At 62.4% G+C, this 17,854-nt stretch carries 13 protein-coding genes and 1 tRNA gene; 5 read left to right on the forward strand and 9 right to left on the reverse strand.

What is annotated here, in order from left to right; translation table 11 throughout:
• Positions 1-4 precede the first annotated feature (4 nt).
• Positions 5-865: a bifunctional methylenetetrahydrofolate dehydrogenase/methenyltetrahydrofolate cyclohydrolase FolD gene (folD, locus tag PQQ95_RS08845; RefSeq protein WP_408436875.1), complete on the forward strand. Its 861-nt coding sequence runs from the start codon at positions 5-7 to the stop codon at positions 863-865.
• A gap of 227 nt (positions 866-1,092) precedes the next feature.
• On the opposite strand, the gene PQQ95_RS08850 is transcribed toward folD, so the two are convergent.
• Positions 1,093-2,208, reverse strand: coding sequence for an acyltransferase family protein (locus tag PQQ95_RS08850; RefSeq protein ID WP_408436876.1), 1,116 nt, complete (start codon positions 2,206-2,208; stop codon positions 1,093-1,095).
• Positions 2,209-2,541: 333 nt separating this feature from the next.
• Between PQQ95_RS08850 and PQQ95_RS08855 the strand changes: the two genes are divergently transcribed.
• Positions 2,542-4,650, forward strand: a complete 2,109-nt coding sequence (locus PQQ95_RS08855; protein ID WP_408436878.1) for a M3 family metallopeptidase — start codon at positions 2,542-2,544, stop codon at positions 4,648-4,650.
• Positions 4,651-4,827: 177 nt separating this feature from the next.
• Here the strand turns inward: PQQ95_RS08855 and PQQ95_RS08860 are convergent, their stop codons facing one another.
• Entirely contained in the window at positions 4,828-6,120 is a 1,293-nt protein-coding gene (locus PQQ95_RS08860) for an amidohydrolase family protein (protein WP_408436880.1), read from the reverse strand.
• Between the two features lie 214 nt (positions 6,121-6,334).
• Between PQQ95_RS08860 and PQQ95_RS08865 the strand changes: the two genes are divergently transcribed.
• Positions 6,335-7,033 (forward strand): aspartate/glutamate racemase family protein, encoded by a 699-nt coding sequence (locus PQQ95_RS08865; RefSeq protein ID WP_408436882.1) that lies wholly within the window; start codon positions 6,335-6,337, stop codon positions 7,031-7,033.
• 93 nt (positions 7,034-7,126) lie between these two features.
• On the opposite strand, the gene PQQ95_RS08870 is transcribed toward PQQ95_RS08865, so the two are convergent.
• Both PQQ95_RS08870 and PQQ95_RS08875 read right to left on the reverse strand, forming a co-directional pair.
• Positions 7,127-7,203 (reverse strand) — tRNA-Met (locus PQQ95_RS08870).
• Positions 7,204-7,329: 126 nt separating this feature from the next.
• The gene (locus tag PQQ95_RS08875) at positions 7,330-7,617 is read right to left on the reverse strand and encodes a hypothetical protein (protein WP_408194027.1); all 288 of its coding nucleotides are present in this window, start codon (positions 7,615-7,617) and stop codon (positions 7,330-7,332) included.
• Between the two features lie 257 nt (positions 7,618-7,874).
• Here PQQ95_RS08875 and xth point away from each other — a divergent pair, with 257 nt between their 5' ends.
• Positions 7,875-8,651 carry an exodeoxyribonuclease III gene (xth, locus tag PQQ95_RS08880; protein ID WP_408436883.1) on the forward strand — a complete coding sequence of 259 codons (777 nt, stop codon included), beginning with the start codon at positions 7,875-7,877 and terminating at the stop codon, positions 8,649-8,651.
• Positions 8,652-8,667: 16 nt separating this feature from the next.
• On the opposite strand, the gene PQQ95_RS08885 is transcribed toward xth, so the two are convergent.
• From PQQ95_RS08885 to glnA, 4 genes are all read right to left on the reverse strand, one after another.
• Positions 8,668-10,986, reverse strand: a complete 2,319-nt coding sequence (locus PQQ95_RS08885; RefSeq protein ID WP_408436885.1) for a prolyl oligopeptidase family serine peptidase — start codon at positions 10,984-10,986, stop codon at positions 8,668-8,670.
• Positions 10,987-11,233: 247 nt separating this feature from the next.
• Positions 11,234-12,751: a nitrogen regulation protein NR(I) gene (gene ntrC / locus PQQ95_RS08890; protein WP_408436887.1), complete on the reverse strand. Its 1,518-nt coding sequence runs from the start codon at positions 12,749-12,751 to the stop codon at positions 11,234-11,236.
• 118 nt (positions 12,752-12,869) lie between these two features.
• Positions 12,870-14,012 carry a nitrogen regulation protein NR(II) gene (glnL, locus tag PQQ95_RS08895; RefSeq protein WP_408436888.1) on the reverse strand — a complete coding sequence of 381 codons (1,143 nt, stop codon included), beginning with the start codon at positions 14,010-14,012 and terminating at the stop codon, positions 12,870-12,872.
• Positions 14,013-14,223: 211 nt separating this feature from the next.
• A complete protein-coding gene (gene glnA, locus PQQ95_RS08900; protein WP_105506871.1) occupies positions 14,224-15,639 on the reverse strand; it encodes a type I glutamate--ammonia ligase in 1,416 nt (471 codons plus the stop codon).
• Between the two features lie 439 nt (positions 15,640-16,078).
• Between glnA and PQQ95_RS08905 the strand changes: the two genes are divergently transcribed.
• A complete protein-coding gene (locus PQQ95_RS08905; RefSeq protein WP_408436890.1) occupies positions 16,079-16,543 on the forward strand; it encodes a rhodanese-like domain-containing protein in 465 nt (154 codons plus the stop codon).
• Between the two features lie 452 nt (positions 16,544-16,995).
• On the opposite strand, the gene PQQ95_RS08910 is transcribed toward PQQ95_RS08905, so the two are convergent.
• Positions 16,996-17,826 carry a competence/damage-inducible protein A gene (locus tag PQQ95_RS08910; RefSeq protein ID WP_408436892.1) on the reverse strand — a complete coding sequence of 277 codons (831 nt, stop codon included), beginning with the start codon at positions 17,824-17,826 and terminating at the stop codon, positions 16,996-16,998.
• Between the last annotated feature and the right edge of the window lie 28 nt (positions 17,827-17,854).

Consider the following 17,854-nt stretch of genomic DNA (forward strand, 5'->3'; position numbering starts at 1 on the left):
GACCATGACTGCCAAACTGATCGACGGCCTAGCCCTCTCCAAGACCCTGCGCGCCGACGTCGCCACGCGCGCCGCCGCCCTCACCGCCCGCGGGCATCAGCCGGGCCTCGCCGTGGTGCTGGTCGGCGACAATCCTGCCAGCGAAGTCTATGTGCGCAACAAGGTCAAGGCGTGCCATGACAACGGCCTCGGTTCATCGTTCGACCGCTATCCGGCCGATCTGCCGGAAGCCGATCTGCTGGCGCGCATCGACGAACTGAATCGCGACCCGCGAATCCACGGCATTCTGGTGCAACTGCCGCTGCCGCCGCATATCGACAGCCACAAGGTGATCGAGGCAATCGCCCCGGAAAAGGACGTCGACGGTTTTCACGTTGCCAATGCCGGCGCGCTGATGACCGGCCGCCCGCTGTTCCGTCCGTGCACGCCGTACGGCGTGATGAAGATGCTGGCAGCCTACGAGATTCCGCTGCAAGGCGCGAATGCGGTGGTGATCGGCCGCTCGAACATCGTCGGCAAGCCGATGGCGCTGTTGCTGCTCGAAGCCGGTGCGACCGTCACGATCTGCCACAGCAAGACACGCGATCTGGCCGCCCATACCCGTAACGCCGACGTGGTGGTCGCCGCCACCGGCCTGCGCAACATCCTCACCGCAGACATGGTGAAGCCGGGCGCAGCCGTGATCGACGTCGGCATGAATCGCGACGAAGCCGGCAAGCTGTGCGGCGACGTCGATTTCGCGGGCGTCAAGGACGTGGCCGGCTACATCACGCCGGTGCCCGGCGGCGTCGGTCCGATGACCATCACCATGCTGCTCGTCAATACGATCGAAGCCGCCGAGCGCGAAGCAGCGGCAAAAGCGTAAAGCCAAAGCTGAAGGACAATGCCGGCGAGCCCTTTCGCCGGCGTGCAAGGCGTCGTTCCCCACGGCGAATTCAAGCGTCAATCCCGCCAGCAATCGCTGGTGGATGCGCCGTTTTTATTCCGACGTCGTTCACGGCGTCGATATCAAGCCTCGATCCCCGTCAACACGATCAGTTGCCGGTTTGCGGGTTCAGCGCTCGGCGCCTCACTCTGGCACCAACCCGCAACTCATTGAGCCGCCTGATCCCCCGCCGCCATCTCCGCGCCAAGCTCCGTCGACCGGCGCGCAAGACGCCCGCGGCACCAATTCAGCACTGGCCGCTCCACGAAGCGCCACGACAGCGCCGCGCACAGCAGGATGAACGGCGCGGCGATCAGCACCGCCGCCACATGGCCCAACTGCGGCGCGATATTCGCGACGCATTGCTGCACCATGAAGCCGTACAGATAAATCCCATACGAGTAATCGTGGCGCGGCACGAAGCGCCGCAGCAGCGGCGTCGTGCCTACCCACAGCACGCCGTAAACAAAGGCCAGATAGAACAGGGGTTGAGCGCCGGCCATGTCGCGGAACACCAGAAACACCATTACCAGCGCGAGCGCCGTCAGGCCGTTGATATCGATCCGTTCGCGCCAGCCATACAGCAGCATCCCCAGCATGAAAAACGGCTCCGGCCAGAACGAATAGCCGCCGGGTGTTTCGCTGAAGTCACGCAGACCGATCTGCAAATGCGGCAGATGCACGCGCAAAACGAATGCTGCGCATCCGAGCGCCGCCGCCAGCGCCGCGCCGCGCGCGCTGGACAGCATCCCCAGCATGCCGGTCACCATGACGATCAGATAGCAGCGCACCTGGAGCGGCAAGGTCCACAGTGGCGCGCAGACGTCTACGGGAAAGCGGTTGTGCTCGAATACGCCGGGCAGCGCCCAGCCGGTTTTCAGCACGATGGTGGAGAAGTTGTCGAGGTTGGTCCACGTCACGCCGGAGGCGAAATAGTCGCGCAACGGCAGTGTCGTAAACAACGGCCCGACGATGAACACCGTCACCAGCGAGCCGCCTGCCACCGCCGGCCACAGGCGCGCGATGCGCAGCGCGGCGAAACGGGGCACCGAGCGTTGCCGGTCGAAGCTCGCGGTCACCAGCATGCCGCTCAACAGAAAAAATGCGTAAACACCCAGCGCACCGAAACTGTCGAAGCCGAGCGCATTCCGGACCCAGTCCGTCGTGCCGTCGGGCGCCTGCAGCTGATACGAATAGCCATACACCACGGCAATGGCGGCAAGGAGCCGCACGAGATCGAAGTTGTTGCCGTTGCGCGATAGAGCGTGCGAAAGCGGGTTCATCGATACCTCTTACAGAAAACATCATCACTAGCGGATGGCGACACGCCAGAATGCGGCAGGGCAACAATTCGCACCGTTCGCTTTCGCACAAAGCGCCACGGCACAGCGGAAACGGTGAACGGGACCAGCCCAACAGCGCACTCCCAGCGCCTGAACCGCAAGCAGCGTCCGCGCTTCCGCACACAGTCACGCGACATCTGATAATTTGTCTACCGACGGATTGGAATCGGCGCACCCTGCCCCAATAATGTCCCTATGGAGTGTCATTGGGGCGTCATCGCGCGCCCGTCGATGCACCGATTACCCGTTCACCCGCGTCAGACAGGAAGCCTTATGTCCACTACCCCCTCGAAGCACGACAATCCGCTCCTCGATTTCTCCGACCTGCCGCGCTTTGGCGAAATCCGCCCCGAACACGTCACGCCCGCCCTCGATATCCTGCTCGCCGACGCGGCTGCCGCCGTCGAGCGCGCCGCCCAGCCCATTACGCCTGCTTCATGGGCCGATGTGGTCGAACCGGTCGAGCGCGCTACCGAGCCGCTGTCGCGCGCCTGGAGCGTGGTCGGCCATCTGAACGCCGTGGCGGATACGCCGGAACTGCGCGCCGTGTACGGCGAGAATCTGCCGCGCGTCACCGAATTCTGGTCGAGCGTCGGCCAGAATCTCGCCCTGTATGAGAAATACAAGGCGCTTCACGCCAGCAGCGACTTTTCATCGCTGACCGGCGAGCGCAAGAAAATTCTCGGCAATGCGCTGCGCGATTTCCGCCTGTCCGGCGCGGAATTGCCGGAAGACCAGAAGCCGCATTTCGCCGAATTGCAGGAAAAGCAGGCAGGCTTGTCGAAAGCGTTTTCGGACCATGTGCTCGACGCGACGAACGCGTACGCCTATATCGTCGAAGCCGGCGACGAGGCACAACTGGCCGGCCTGCCCGAAGACGTGATCGAAGCCGCGAAGGAAGCGGCCGAACGCGAAGGCAAGACCGGCTACAAGTTCACGCTGCATTTCCCGTCGTATTTCCCGGTGATGCAGTACTCGGAAAATCGCGCGATGCGCGAAACGATGTATCGCGCGTATGTGACACGCGCGTCGGAACTCGGCCCGCAATACGGCAAAGGCAAGCCGGAATGGGACAACACCGCCGTGCTCGCCGATCAGTTGAAGCTGCGCGCCGAAGAAGCGCACATGCTCGGCTACAACAACTTCGCCGAAGTCTCGCTCGCGCCGAAGATGGCCGAGTCGCCGGCGCAAGTCATGGCCTTCCTCGAAGACCTCGCCACGCGCGCGCGTCCGCACGCTGAACAGGACTGGAAGGAGCTGCGCGAATTTGCGGCGAACGAACTCGGCATGGCCGACCTGCAGCCGTGGGACATGACGTTTGCTGCTGAACGTCTGCGTCAGAAGCGTTATTCGTTCTCCGAGAACGAGGTCAAACAATACTTCCCGGAAGACACCGTCTTCAAGGGTCTCTTTAAAGTTACCGAAACATTGTTCGGCGTACGCATCCGTCGCGACGAAGCCGCCGTGTGGCATCCGGACGTGCGCTTTTTCCGCGTCGAGAATCAGGACGGCGGCCTCGTCGCGCAGTTCTATCTCGATCTGTATGCACGCGAAGGCAAACGCGGCGGCGCATGGATGGACGATGCACGCGGACGTCACAAGCACACGCACGGCAGCGTGCAAACGCCGGTGGCGTATCTGACCTGCAACTTCTCGGCGCCGGTCGGCGGCAAGCCCGCCTGCTTCACGCATGATGAAGTGATCACGCTGTTCCACGAGTTCGGCCACGGTCTGCATCACATGCTCACGCGGGTCGATGAACTGGGCGTGTCGGGCATCAACGGCGTCGAGTGGGACGCGGTCGAATTGCCGTCGCAATTCATGGAAAACTTCTGCTGGGAGTGGGACGTGTTGAGCGATATGACTTCGCACGTCGACACCGCCAAGCCGCTGCCGCGTGATCTGTTCGACAAGATGCTCGCCGCGAAGAATTTCCAGAGCGGTCTCGGTACGTTGCGCCAGATCGTGTTCTCGATGTTCGATATGCAACTGCATACCGGTTTCGATGCGTCCGGCACGAAGAACGCCACCGAACTCGCGAGCGAGATCAACGAGCGTTTCCATGTGGTGCCGCAAGCTTCGTTCTCGCGCTGGCCGAATACGTTCAGCCATATCTTCGCGGGCGGTTATGCGGCGGGTTACTACAGCTACAAGTGGGCTGAAGTGCTGTCCGCCGATGCGTATGCCGCGTTCGAAGAAGCGGCGCAAGCCGCGAGCGGCAGCGTGCTCGATCAGGCAACCGGCATGCGCTATCGCAAGGAGATTCTGGAAGTGGGCGGCAGCCGTCCCGCGATGGAATCGTTCAAGGCGTTCCGCGGCCGCGAGCCGAGTATCGATGCCTTGTTGCGGCACAACGGCATGACGCCTGCCGCGACGCATTGATCCTGCGTTGAAGGATCAGTCGGCGCTGCATATGGCGCCGACGCAGGCGAAAAAGCCGGTCATTGAACTGCACCCCAGATCGTTGGATATCCGTCCAACGATCTGGGGTGTTTTTTCATGAGAAGCGCCGGCGTTTTCCGTTCGCGCGTGTGTCGCGAGCGGTGCGGTGCGCTGGGGCTAACCGCGATGCAGCTTGAAATCCACCTCTGCAGGACGTCCTTCCAGCGACAACGCCGCGCGCGCAGCAGGCGCACGGCTCACCACCTTGCCGCGGCTCACCACCGCGAGTCGCGCGGCGCGCAAGCGAATCGCTTCGACCGGATCGCGTGCGTCGAGCAGCACAAGATTGGCCGCACACCCCGGCGCGATCCCATAGCCCTCCAGACCGAGAATACGCGCGGCATTCACCGTGACCGCGTCGAAACAGGCACGCATACCGTCGACACCCGTCATCTGCGCAACATGCAAGCCCATGTGCGCGACTTCGAGCATGTCGCCCGAGCCGAGGCTGTACCACGGGTCCATCACGCAGTCGTGGCCGAACGCGACGGTGATGCCCGCCGCCATCATCTCCGGCACGCGTGTCATGCCACGCCGTTTCGGATACGTGTCGCTGCGGCCTTGCAGCGTGATGTTGATCAGCGGATTGGCGATCGCCGCGACGCCCGACTCGCGCATCAGCGGCAAGAGCTTGCTGACGTAGTAGTTGTCCATTGAATGCATCGAGGTCAGGTGCGAACCGGCAACGCGCCCCTGCAAGCCAAGCCGGTGCGTTTCGGCCGCGAGCGTTTCGATATGGCGCGACATCGGATCATCCGATTCGTCGCAATGCATATCGACGCGCAAGCCCTGCTCCGCCGCAAACTCGCACAACATGCGCACGGACTGCGCGCCGTCGGCCATCGTGCGTTCGAAATGCGGAATCCCGCCCACCACGTCGACGCCCATCGCAATCGCACGCTTGAGGTTCTCGAATGCGCCGGCGCTGCGCAAGACGCCGTCCTGCGGAAACGCGACCAGTTGCAAGTCGAGATACGGTGCGACACGGCGCTTCACTTCGAGCAGCGCCTCGACCGCGAGCAGGCGCGGATCGCACACGTCCACGTGGCTGCGAATCGCCAGCAGACCACGCGCGACCGCCCAATCGCAGTACTGCAGCGCACGCTCGATCAACGCCTCCTGCGTGAGGTCCGGCTTCAGTTCGCCCCATAGCGCGATGCCCTCCAGCAAGGTGCCCGACGCATTCACGCGCGGCAGACCGTACGACAGCGTCGCATCCATGTGGAAATGCGGATCGACGAATGGCGGCGTGACGAGCGAACCGGCTGCGTCGATTTCTTCATGCGCGCTCGCCGCCAGATTCGGTTCGACGGCGACGATGCGCCCCGCTTCGATGCCGATGTCGACCGGCCGCTTGTGCTGCAGTGCGGCGCCCGGCGGCAGCATCGCGCGGCGGATGATCAGATCCATGGTTCGCTCCCTGTTGACCGCTCGTTGACTGAGCACGATTCTATCGGCGTCAGAAAGTGCACGCCGAGGTTTTAACAAAACGCCGTACCGGTGAGCACAGGGAAATCCGTACCGGCTCCGGGCGATGACACCCGCCTATACTCGACTTTCCACACGTTCAAGGCGTGTCATTCGACGCACAACGGCCTGCCTCATCCACCACCGGAGCAAGACCATGAAAACCATCGGCGTAATCGGCGGAATGAGTTGGGAATCCTCTACCGAGTACTACAGGCTCCTGAACCGCCACGCGAAGGCGCGCCTCGGCGGCCATCACAACGCCCGCAGCCTGATGCTGACCGTCGACTTCGCGCCGATCGAGGCCAACCAGCGCGCCGGCAACTGGACCGCGCTCGGCAATCAGCTGGCCGACGCCGCACGTCAACTCGAACGCGGCGGCGCCGACCTGGTGATACTCGCGACCAACACCATGCATCGCGTGTACGAATCGATCGAGCAGGCAATCGACGTGCCCTTCCTGCACATCGCCGATCCGACCGGCAACGCGCTGCGCGCAGCAGGCATCACGCGGGTGGGCTTGCTGGGCACGCGCTATACGATGGAGCAGACGTTTTATACGGGGCGCTTGCACGAGCGCTATGAACTCGAAACCCTGATTCCCGACGAAGCCGGGCGCGCAGAGGTGCACCGCATCATCTACGACGAGCTGTGCCACGGCAACGTGAATGACGCCTCGCGCGTGCTATATCAGCGTGTGATCGAAGAACTCGCCGCGCGTGGCGCGCAGGCGGTGATTCTCGGCTGCACGGAAATCACCTTGCTGATCAAGCCGGAAGATTCGGCGTTACCCGTGTTCGACACGACCGCGTTGCATGCGCAAGCGGCAGTGGATTGGGCGATCGAGTCAGCGTGAATGCACGTACGTGTGGTGCGTACCATGCGTGAGAGGAACCGCCAGAAGTCAAAAAGCCCGCGTAGCTTGCGCTAGCGGGCTTTCAACAATGCTTGGTTGCGGGGGTAGGATTTGAACCTACGACCTTCGGGTTATGAGCCCGACGAGCTGCCAGACTGCTCCACCCCGCGTCAGAGAAAAAGAGTATATAGGGCGGCTCGCGAGACGTCAAACAATCTGACGAAATAATTTCAAATACGTGTGTGCCGCGAGTCCGCGCTCATGCCGCAAATGAATGCGGCATGAGCGCGTGCCATTCAGAGATCCTCGACCGTCGCGCCTTCCACTTTGCCGTCGATGATGTCCGCGCCGTATTGGCTCGCGCTGCGTTTCGCGACGCCGAAATCGGAGAACGTGGACGGCAGCACGAGACGAAATACGCGACTTGCCTTCGAGCCGCTGATCGCGCCGGGCCGGCACACGCGTACCGCCACGTCGTAACCTTCGGCATGACGCTTGTGACCGTCGAACTTGTCGAACTGCCGCGAAAACACCAGCGGATGCACTTCGAAGTCCTTATAAAGGGCTGGATAAAGTTGGGCCATATTGCATTCCCGATGCGCGTAAATGTGATCCCACTATACGCTGTGGCATGACAGCATCGGGCTTTTATTTTCGGCAGCCACCGGGGCAATTTTCACCGTCGCCCGTCTCGCGCGATAAGATGCGGAACTATCGGAATCGACCCGATCCTGCCAATCCGAATCCGGGTCGCCAGACGGGTAGTCACTGCAGCAAAAATAAAGCAAAACGCGGGGGCAGTGCCCTACAAAGCCTTGCCCAGCAAGAATGTGAGAACCTCATGAAAATCGCTACGTGGAACGTCAACTCCCTCAAAGTCCGCTTGCAGCACGTCATCGACTGGCTCGAAACCAGCCAAACAGATGTGCTGTGCCTGCAGGAACTGAAGCTGACCGACGACAAATTCCCCCGCGCCGAACTCGAAGCGAAAGGCTACCGGAGCTGGTTCGCGGGCCAGAAGACCTATAACGGCGTCGGCATCCTGGTGCGCGAAGGCCTGAGCGTCGACGAAAGCAGCGTCGTGCGCAATATCCCCGGTTACGAAGATCTTCAGCAACGCGTGATCGCCGCGACCGTAGAGGGCGTGCGCATCATCTCCGCGTACTTCCCGAACGGCCAGGCGCCGGGCACCGATAAATTCGCCTACAAGCTGTCCTGGCTCGGCGAACTGCACGACTGGGTCGCGCGCGAAATGGCGCAGTATCCGAAGCTCGCGCTGCTCGGCGACTACAACATCGCGCCGGAAGATCGCGACGTGCATGATCCGAAAGCATGGGAAGGCCAGAATCTGGTGTCGCCCGAAGAGCGCGCCGAATTCGTGCGGCTGATTGAACTCGGTCTCGTCGATGCATTCCGCCAGTTCGAGCAGCCGGAAAAAATCTATTCCTGGTGGGACTACCGGATGATGGCGTTCCGTCGCAATGCAGGGCTGCGTATCGACCACATTCTGCTGTCCAAAGCGCTTGCCGAAGCGTGCACTTCCTGTGACGTGGACAAAGTGCCGCGCAAATGGGAACAGCCGTCGGACCACGCACCGGTGGTCGCGCAGATCGGCTGAACGCGTCGTGCGGGGCCTACGCCGCCCCGCTCAAACAGCGCCACAGAAATTCGAAGACCATCGCATCATGCTCGGCCTGCTCCAGTTCATCGGAGCCGCCGTGGCCTCCTTCCGTATTCTCCCGATACCAGACCGCTTCCGCACCCAGCGCCTGCATGCGCGCGGCCATCTTGCGCGCGTGTCCAGGGTGCACACGGTCATCGGCCGTCGACGTGGTGAACAGCACGGGCGGATACGCCACGTCCGCACTCACACGGTGATAGGGCGAGTAAGCGGCCAGCACGCGTGCTGCGTCGGGGTCGTCCGGGTCGCCGTATTCATCGATCCACGATGCGCCTGCGTGCAACAGGTGATAGCGGCTCATGTCGAGCAGCGGCACCTCGCACACCACGGCGCCGAACAAGTCGGGCCGCTGCACCATGCACGCCGCGACCAGCAGGCCGCCATTGCTGCCGCCCTGAATGCCGAGTTGCGCCGCGCTGGTCACGCCCGTGCTGATGAGCGCCTCCGCCACCGCGATGAAATCGTCGAATGCGCGCTGCCGATGTTCGCCCTGCGCCGCCGTGTGCCATTGCGTACCGAATTCGCCGCCACCGCGAATATGCGCCACTACGTACACACCGCCCCGCGCCAGCCAGCCGATGCCCTGCCCGGTCAGATAGCCTGGCAGTAAGGGAATCGCGAAACCGCCGTAACCGTTGAGCAGGCATGGGCGTGATTGCTCGTGTGTTTGCTCGTGTGTTTGCTCGTGTGTTTGCTCGTGTGTTTGCTCGTGTGTTTGCTCGTGCGTTTGCTCGTGCGTTTGCTCGTGCGTTTGCTCGTGCGTTTGCTCGTGCGTTTGTTTGTGCGTTTGCTGCACGTTCTGCGCCATCTGCCCTTGCGCAGATTGGTGCCCAACCCGCGGCCCGATCACGGTGTACGGCACGCGCGTGCCATCCGCGGACACCGCGTGCCCATGCGTCACCGCGAACGGCGTCGCATCGAACTGAGTCGGCCAGCGGTCGAGCAACGTCCAGTCGGTCAGGTCGTCCTGGGCAAGATCGGTGAGCCAGTACGCAGGCGGCTGCAAATAATCGTCGGTATCCACAAACACTTCGTCGTTCAGCGTCGGCTCGACGGGCGAAACATCGGCTTGCACGTCGTCACGCGACGGAAAGAGGCGCTGATGCCAGTGCCACGCCTGATCGGCCGCTTGCGACGGGATCCACAGCGAGGTCTTGCTCTGCACATCTTCGAGGTACGACACGATCAGATGATTGCGCGTATGGCTCCATTCGCAGGCGGAGGTTTTCGACGTCGGCGTGAACAGCGGCACCACGTCGCGCTCGCCACGCAGGAACGCGGCTTCACGGATCGCCAGCAACGCGCCGCCCGGATAGCGCACGCCGTTGCAGTTCCAGTCAAGGCGCGGCTCGAGCAGCAGCCAGCCTTGCCAGCCGCCTACAGCAACGTGCGACGGCACGTCGTACTTGTGCCACACAGGGGCACTACTGGCCGCATGAGAACGACTGCCTGCATTGGCCGCACCAGCCGCTTTGACACCATCTGCGGAGCCATCGGCGCTATCGAGGTAGTACGTATGCGAATCGAAGAAATCGACGCTGCTCACCACCGTATGGCGCTGCTCGATCGGATCGTAGTGCGCCTCCACGCCGATATCGCCATACGCGCCCTTGAAAACCACCAGCGCGTCGGCCAGCGCACTGCCCCGCGTCCAGCGCCGCACTTCGCGCGGATAGCCGGAGCGCGTCAGCGTCTTGCGACCATTGTCCCAGCCAACATAGAGCGTATCCCGATCGATCCACGAAGCCGTGTGCTTGCCGGCCTTCGCAATCACAAAACCGTCGTCGACAAAACGTTGCGCGTCGATGTCGAACTCGCGCACAACCAGCGCATCCGAGCCGCCCGGCGACAAGGTGACCAGCGCACGATCGCCATCCGGATAGAGAATGTCGAGTTCGGCGCAAACCCACGGCGTGCCTTCGGCTGCACCGAGCGCGTCGAAATCGAGCAGGTTCTGCCAGACGGGTGCGCCACTACGCCAGGCAGCCCACGTCGTGCGCCGCCAGATGCCTTTGGGATTGCGCTCGTCCTGCCACAGATCGTACGCCCACTCCTTCCAGCGATCGGGAATCACCGGACGCTCGCGCGGCAGATACGCGTCGGCGAGCCGCTGTTTGAGCGACTCGAATTCCGCACTGCTGCACCACGCGGCGCGCGTGCGGGCGTTCTGCGCTTCGACCCATGCGAGCGCGTCAGGGTCGTCGAGCGCTTCGAGCGACAGAAAGGGATCGGAAGAAAGCGGCCAGGAGAAAAAAGCGGGAGAAGCGGGCATCGTCGGCTGTCGAATGAAAACAGCGTTGATTATGCCTTGCGGGAGCCCGAGGGCCTTTGCTGCTATGCGCCTGAGCGGCTAAAAGTGCAGCGCCCGACCGGGCGCTTATGGAGCGGCTTAGGCCGCGACCCATGGGACAGCTTATGGGACACAAGCTCAGAGGGCTATCCAGGAGGCGGCCGCAAGCTGCCCGAGCCAAACCACTACCGGAGCGACTGGCACGCCGCCCCGGCCAACCATGCCAACTTCATGGCTCGAGATTGAGTTCCTGAATCTTGCGCGTGATCGTATTGCGACCGATGCCGAGCCGCTCCGCCGCCTCCACCTTGCGTCCGCGCGTGAAATCCAGCGCCTCGCGAATCACCGCCGCTTCGAAACGGCGCGCGAGTTCGTCCATCACGTCGGCCGCATTCTCGCGCAACATCCGGGCGACTTCGGTGCGCAAGCCGCCTTCCCACGCACTGACGGTAGTTGCGGCGGGCATGCCGGCAGCCGTCGCCGGATGAGTGGCCGCGCTGGCGCCATTGATCGGCGCGCCGCCCGCAAGCCCCGCTTCACCCGTGCCGATCACACCAGTGCCACCGCCCGCGAGATCGGTCACGCCGACTTGCGTGGGCCCCAGATCGGGCGGCAAGTCCTTGATCTCGATGGTCTGCGCCGGCGCCATCACCGTGAGCCAGTTGGCGAGATTCTCCAGTTGCCGCACGTTGCCCGGAAACGGCAGCGATGCCAGATAAGCCAGCGCCTCTTCGGACACGCGCTTCGGTTCCACGCCCAGATCGCGCGCACTCTTCTGCAGGAAGTGGCGCGTGAGCAGCGGAATATCTTCGCTGCGCTCGCGCAAGGCCGGCAAGCGCAAACGGATCACATTGAGCCGGTGATACAAATCCTCGCGGAACAGACCCTGACGCACGCGCGATTCGAGGTTCTGGTGCGTCGCCGCGATCACGCGCACATTGGCGCGCAACGGATTGTGCCCACCGACGCGATAGAACTGCCCGTCCGACAGCACGCGCAACAGACGCGTCTGCAGATCGAACGGCATGTCGCCGATTTCATCGAGAAACAGCGTGCCGTTCTCGGCCTGCTCGAAGCGCCCCTGACGCATCGCCTGCGCGCCGGTGAACGCACCGCGCTCGTGACCAAACAGTTCGGATTCCAACAGATCCTTCGGAATCGCCGCCGTATTCAGCGCGATGAAAGGGCCGTTCGCGCGTGGGCTATGTCGGTGCAACGCACGCGCGACCAGTTCCTTCCCGGTGCCTGATTCGCCGGTAATGAGCACGGTGGCGGCGGAATGCGACAGCCGGCCGATCGCGCGAAACATGTCCTGCATCGCCGGCGCCTGGCCGAGCATTTCCGGTGCATCGGCGACGCGGTCGTCCCACGTCTGTTCGCCGCGCATGCTTTCGTCGACCGCACGACGGATCAACTCGACCGCCTTGTCGACGTCGAACGGTTTGGCGAGGTATTCGAATGCGCCGCCCTGGAATGCGGCGACCGCGCTGTCCAGGTCGGAGAACGCCGTCATGATGATGACGGGCAAGCCCGGCACCTTGTCACGCACGGTTTGCAACAGTTCGAGGCCGGAGCCGCCGGGCATCCTGATGTCGGATACCAGCACCTGAGGACTGTCGTGATCGAGCGCCGCCGAAGCCTCGCGCACGTTCGCGAAGCTGCGTGTCGCGAAGTTTTCGCGAGCGAGTGCTTTCTCGAGCACCCAGCGAATCGATTGGTCGTCGTCTACTATCCAGATCGGCTTCATATAGGTCGGTCAGAAGTCTTGATAAGAAGAGCCCCCATGCCTGTCGCTTCGCGCCAGGCCCCCCGAAGAGGAATGAGAAAACTTGGGGCGGCCCCACGTTCTCTCACCAGGTTTGGTGTTAGCAGTCGAGCGGCAGCAGAATCTGAAACTCGGTGTGGCCCGGGCGGCTATCCACTTCGATCAGTCCGTCGTGTTGTTGCACGAAAGTCTGCGCGAGCGTCAGGCCGAGACCGCTACCGTCTTCGCGCCCCGACACGAGCGGATAGAAAATACGGTCGCGGATTTCATCGGGAATGCCTGGGCCGTTGTCAGTGATATGCAAGTCCAGTGCCAGCTTACATAAACGTTTCGACACGGTAATCTTGCGCGCAATGCGCGTGCGCAATTCGATGCGCGCGTCGCCTTGCGAGATGCGTTCGCGCAGTGCTTCGGCAGCGTTACGCACAATGTTCAGCAGCGCCTGAATCAACTGCTCCTTGTCGCCGCGCAGATCCGGCACGCTCACGTCGTAATCGCGCTCGATCGTGAGACCGCGCGGAAACTCCGCGAGAATCACCTGGCGCACGCGCTCGCACACTTCGTGAATATTCACGTCGCCGACGATATGCGGATGACGGTGCGGCTCCAGCAAGCGATCGACCAGCGTTTGCAGCCGGTCCGATTCCTTGATGATGACCTGCGTGTACTCGCGCAACTCGTCGCGCTGACGCTCCCCGAGTTCGAACTCGAGCAGTTGCGCCGCGCCGCGAATCCCGCCGAGCGGATTCTTGATCTCGTGCGCGAGATTACGAATCAGTTGTTTGTTGACCGCGGTGAGGTCGTTGATGCGTTCCTCGCGGTCGGTACGGATATGCCGCTCGTTCTCGAACAGTTCGAGCAGCACATAGTCTTGCGCGCTTTCCAGGTGGCCGACGATCGCGTGCACATGCAGCGGCTCGTGGCCCGGACGCTCGAGGACGGCGTCCAGATGCGTCGCGTGAAAACGGTGAGCGGCGATCGCCGAAATCGTGGCGAGCAGTTCGTCCGCGTTCGAGAAGATGTCCGGCCACGCCATCTGCGTCAATTGCTTGCGCGAGAGCTCCAGCATCGACTCCGCCGACGGGTTCGCAAACACCACGCGCAGCGTGCGTTTCTCCAGCACCAGCACGACCGTCGGCAATGCCTCGAAGCCCGGCAGCAAACCGGAACTCACCAGCTGAGCGTCGTCCGACAGCGTCTGCTCGTGCCCTTTCCTTGCCTTCATCAGATTCTTCAGAACCATCTTGCAGTCTGGCCGATAGGAGATGGTGATCAATCAGGTGTACAGCTTATTGTCCTGCCTGATGCTCTGCTTCATTGCCCTACGCCGCAAACGCCGCGCGTGGACTCGTTCGCGTCTAACAAAAAAGGGACGGCGCCGCCGTCCCTTCGTGACCGATCGCGAGCGTCGGGCAACGCGCTTCGCCGTTTGAAGGGCGAAGCGCCATTGCCGCTTACAGCGAGTAGTACATTTCGAATTCGATCGGGTGCACCGACTGACGATAGCGTTGCAGCTCGCCCGTCTTCAGTTCGATGTACGCGTCGAGCATCGAGTCCGTGAACACGCCACCGCGCGTCAGGAATTCGCGATCCGCGTCGAGTGCGTCGAGCGCCTGGTCGAGGCCGGCACACACGGTCGGGATCTTTGCATCCTCTTCCGGCGGCAGGTCGTACAGGTTCTTGTCGGCTGCTTCGCCCGGGTGAATCTTGTTCTGCACGCCGTCCAGACCCGCCATCATCAGCGCGGAGAAGCACAGGTACGGATTCGCCATCGGATCCGGGAAACGCGTTTCGATACGGCGGCCCTTCGGGTTCGACACGTGCGGAATGCGGATCGATGCCGAACGGTTGCGAGCCGAGTAAGCCAGCTTCACCGGTGCTTCGAAGTGCGGCACGAGACGCTTGTACGAGTTCGTCGACGGGTTCGTGATCGCGTTCAGCGCGCGAGCATGCTTGATGATGCCGCCGATGTAGAACAGCGCGAATTCCGACAGACCTGCGTAACCGTTGCCTGCGAACAGGTTCGTGCCGTCTTTCCAGATCGACTGGTGAACGTGCATGCCCGAACCGTTATCGCCGACCACCGGCTTCGGCATGAACGTTGCCGTCTTGCCGTACGTGTGCGCGACGTTGTGGATGATGTACTTCATTTGCTGCAGCCAGTCGGCGCGCTGAACCAGCGTCGAGAACTTCGTGCCGATTTCGTTCTGGCCCTGGCCCGCGACTTCGTGGTGATGCACTTCGACCGGGATGCCGATCTGTTCGAGCAACAGGCACATTTCCGAACGGATGTCCTGGAACGTGTCGACCGGAGCGACCGGGAAGTAGCCGCCCTTCGTGCCCGGACGGTGGCCGGTGTTGCCGCCTTCGAAGTCCATCGACGACGACCACGGTGCTTCTTCCGAACCGATCTTGACGAACGTGCCCGACTGATCCGTGCCCCACTTGATCGAATCGAAAATGAAGAATTCCGGTTCCGGACCGAAGAAGGCCGTGTCGCCGAGGCCCGTGCTCTTCAGATACGCTTCAGCGCGCTTGGCGAGCGAACGCGGGTCGCGTTCATAGCCCTTGCCGTCAGCCGGTTCGACGACGTCGCAGGTCAAAACCAAGGTCGACTCTTCGTAGAACGGGTCGATGAAGGCGGTGTTCGCGTCCGGGATCAGCAACATGTCCGATGCTTCGATGCCCTTCCAGCCGGCAATCGACGAACCGTCAAACGCATGGCCGCTTTCGAACTTGTCTTCATCGAATGCCGACACCGGCACCGAAACGTGTTGCTCTTTGCCGCGCGTGTCGGTGAAACGGAAGTCGACAAACTTGACGTCTTCGTCTTTGACGAGTTGAACGACGTCGGCCACGGATTTACTCATAACCTATCTCCTGATTAACGAATTCGGCGGATTCAGCCGCCGCCCAATCTAGCTGACCCATCCCGGCGCGTCCACCCCTCTATCGTTGAGGATGAACATAAAAGCCTGCTGGAACAAATCGATCGGCACCAATAAAGCAGCTTCTGTGCCATGTATGCGCCAACCCGGCGCAAAACCACGTTGCGCGCGCGTTTGCAGGGAATGGGCGCACCGAACAGCATGCAGCCCCAAAATCCTGCCACCCTATAACGCACCGAACTAGTGCACTCATACAATTGGCAACGGATGACCTCTCTATTTTGGTGCATCCACCGGAATATGCACCATTTCCGGGCGTCCGTCCTTTTGTTTCGAGCGCACGCGGCGCCCATGGTGAACCGCGTGCGCGCCGCACACCGCGCGCTAGAATGGTCATTTGGTCCGAGGGAGATTTGCGCTCATGAGTACGCTCGAACAGTTGTACGCCCAGGCGGAGAAACGCCGCACTGAGAACCAGTTGCCCTATGCGGGCGCGGTATCGCCCGCCGAGGCGTTCGAACTGCTGCAACTCGATCCGCGCACGCGTCTCATCGACGTGCGCACCCGTGCCGAACTCGATTGGGTTGGGCGGCCGGTTATCGGCGACGGGCAATACGCCCATGTGGAATGGACCCGCTATCCGGGCGCCGTGCCGAACCAGGAATTCCTGCAGCAACTGAGTCAGGCTGCCTCGCCCGATACGCCGGTGCTGTTCTTGTGCCGCAGCGCCGCGCGCTCGAAGCTCGCCGCGATCGCCGCTACCCAGGCCGGTTTTACCAAGGCATATGACCTGCTGGAAGGCTTCGAAGGCGACAAGGACGGCCAGGGGCATCGGAAGACAGTGTCGGGCTGGTGCTTTCGCGGATTGCCGTGGATCGGCGCCTGATTGCGGGTTGTGCGTCGGATTGCAGGTTGCGTGTCTGATTGCGGAATGCGTGCTTGATTGCTGATTGCGCCTCTGATTGCGGGTTGCCTGAGCGCAGCCTCGCCAGCTGCGCGATCGCCGGTGCTCGCTTCAGCGAGGCCTGTGTGCGCGCGCCGTTGCCGGCACGGTGCGACGAATAGCGTTCGTCGGGCATGCGTTCAAACCAACGCGAGCAGACGCGTGAGGATGCCCCCGCAGGTTAGACGGGACAATTGGGTGCATCGTCGGCGCTGCATGTGACAGGCCGATGATGGGCCGCGTCTTTACGTCTTTATTTACGTCTTTAATCAGGCACGGGGCAAGCGCAGGAAGGGGCACAAACGCGCCCGAAGGAAAGATCGGATCGCGTGCGCGGCGAGTACACCGCGACTCGACCCGGCTCAATGACCGCTCAGCTGCGACGCTAACGCGGCTCAAGCGCGCGGTTTGGCCACAGCCGCCTCCAGCTCCACGATATCGCCGCCCAACAGATGCACGCCTTCGCGCAGCTTCACGAAGGCCGCCGCCACCGCTTCCGGTTCGCCCTTCACACCAAGATCGATGTGATGGCGCGCATACACGCCGCCGCGTTCCGCATCGCCCACGCTCGGCAGGCTGAACACGCGCACGCCCGGAAAATCGTGTTCGATTTTTTCCATCAACGGCGTAAGGCGCGACTCCGGCAGTTCGAACACCAGCAATGACTTTTCGGCGTGCGGCATCGCGTGATGCAGATGCGCGTACTGCGTATCCAGCACCCACTCGATCATCGGCCACGCCATCACCGGGAAGCCCGGCACGAAATAATGCTGATTGATCGAGAAACCAGGAATCTTGTTGTAGCCGTTGGGAATGATCGACGCGCCCTGCGGATACGTGCCCATATTCAGTCGATGCCGGTTCTCAGGCGTTTCCAGATCGAGCGGCGTAGGCGAATTCGCCGGATACATATCGCGGATGCGCTCCTGAATCAGCTTCGCGGCCTCCGGATGCAGTTCGAGCGGCACCCCGAGCGCGGCTGCCGCGCACTGGCGCGTGTGGTCGTCCGGCGTGGCGCCGATGCCGCCCGTGGAGAACACAATGTCGCCCGACGCGAACGTGCGTCGCAACGTGGCTGTGATGCGCTCCGGCTCGTCGCCGATGTATTCCGCCCAACTGAGCGACAGCCCGCGCGCGCCCAGCAATTCGATGACCTTCGGCAGATGCTTGTCGATACGTCTGCCCGACAGGATTTCGTCGCCGATGATGATGACGCCAAATGCCATGGCCGCCTCTTTTGCTTAGTCAGTAATT

Origin of the sequence: Paraburkholderia caffeinilytica (assembly GCF_046030355.1) — a bacterium.
Taxonomy (GTDB): domain Bacteria; phylum Pseudomonadota; class Gammaproteobacteria; order Burkholderiales; family Burkholderiaceae; genus Paraburkholderia; species Paraburkholderia caffeinilytica_B.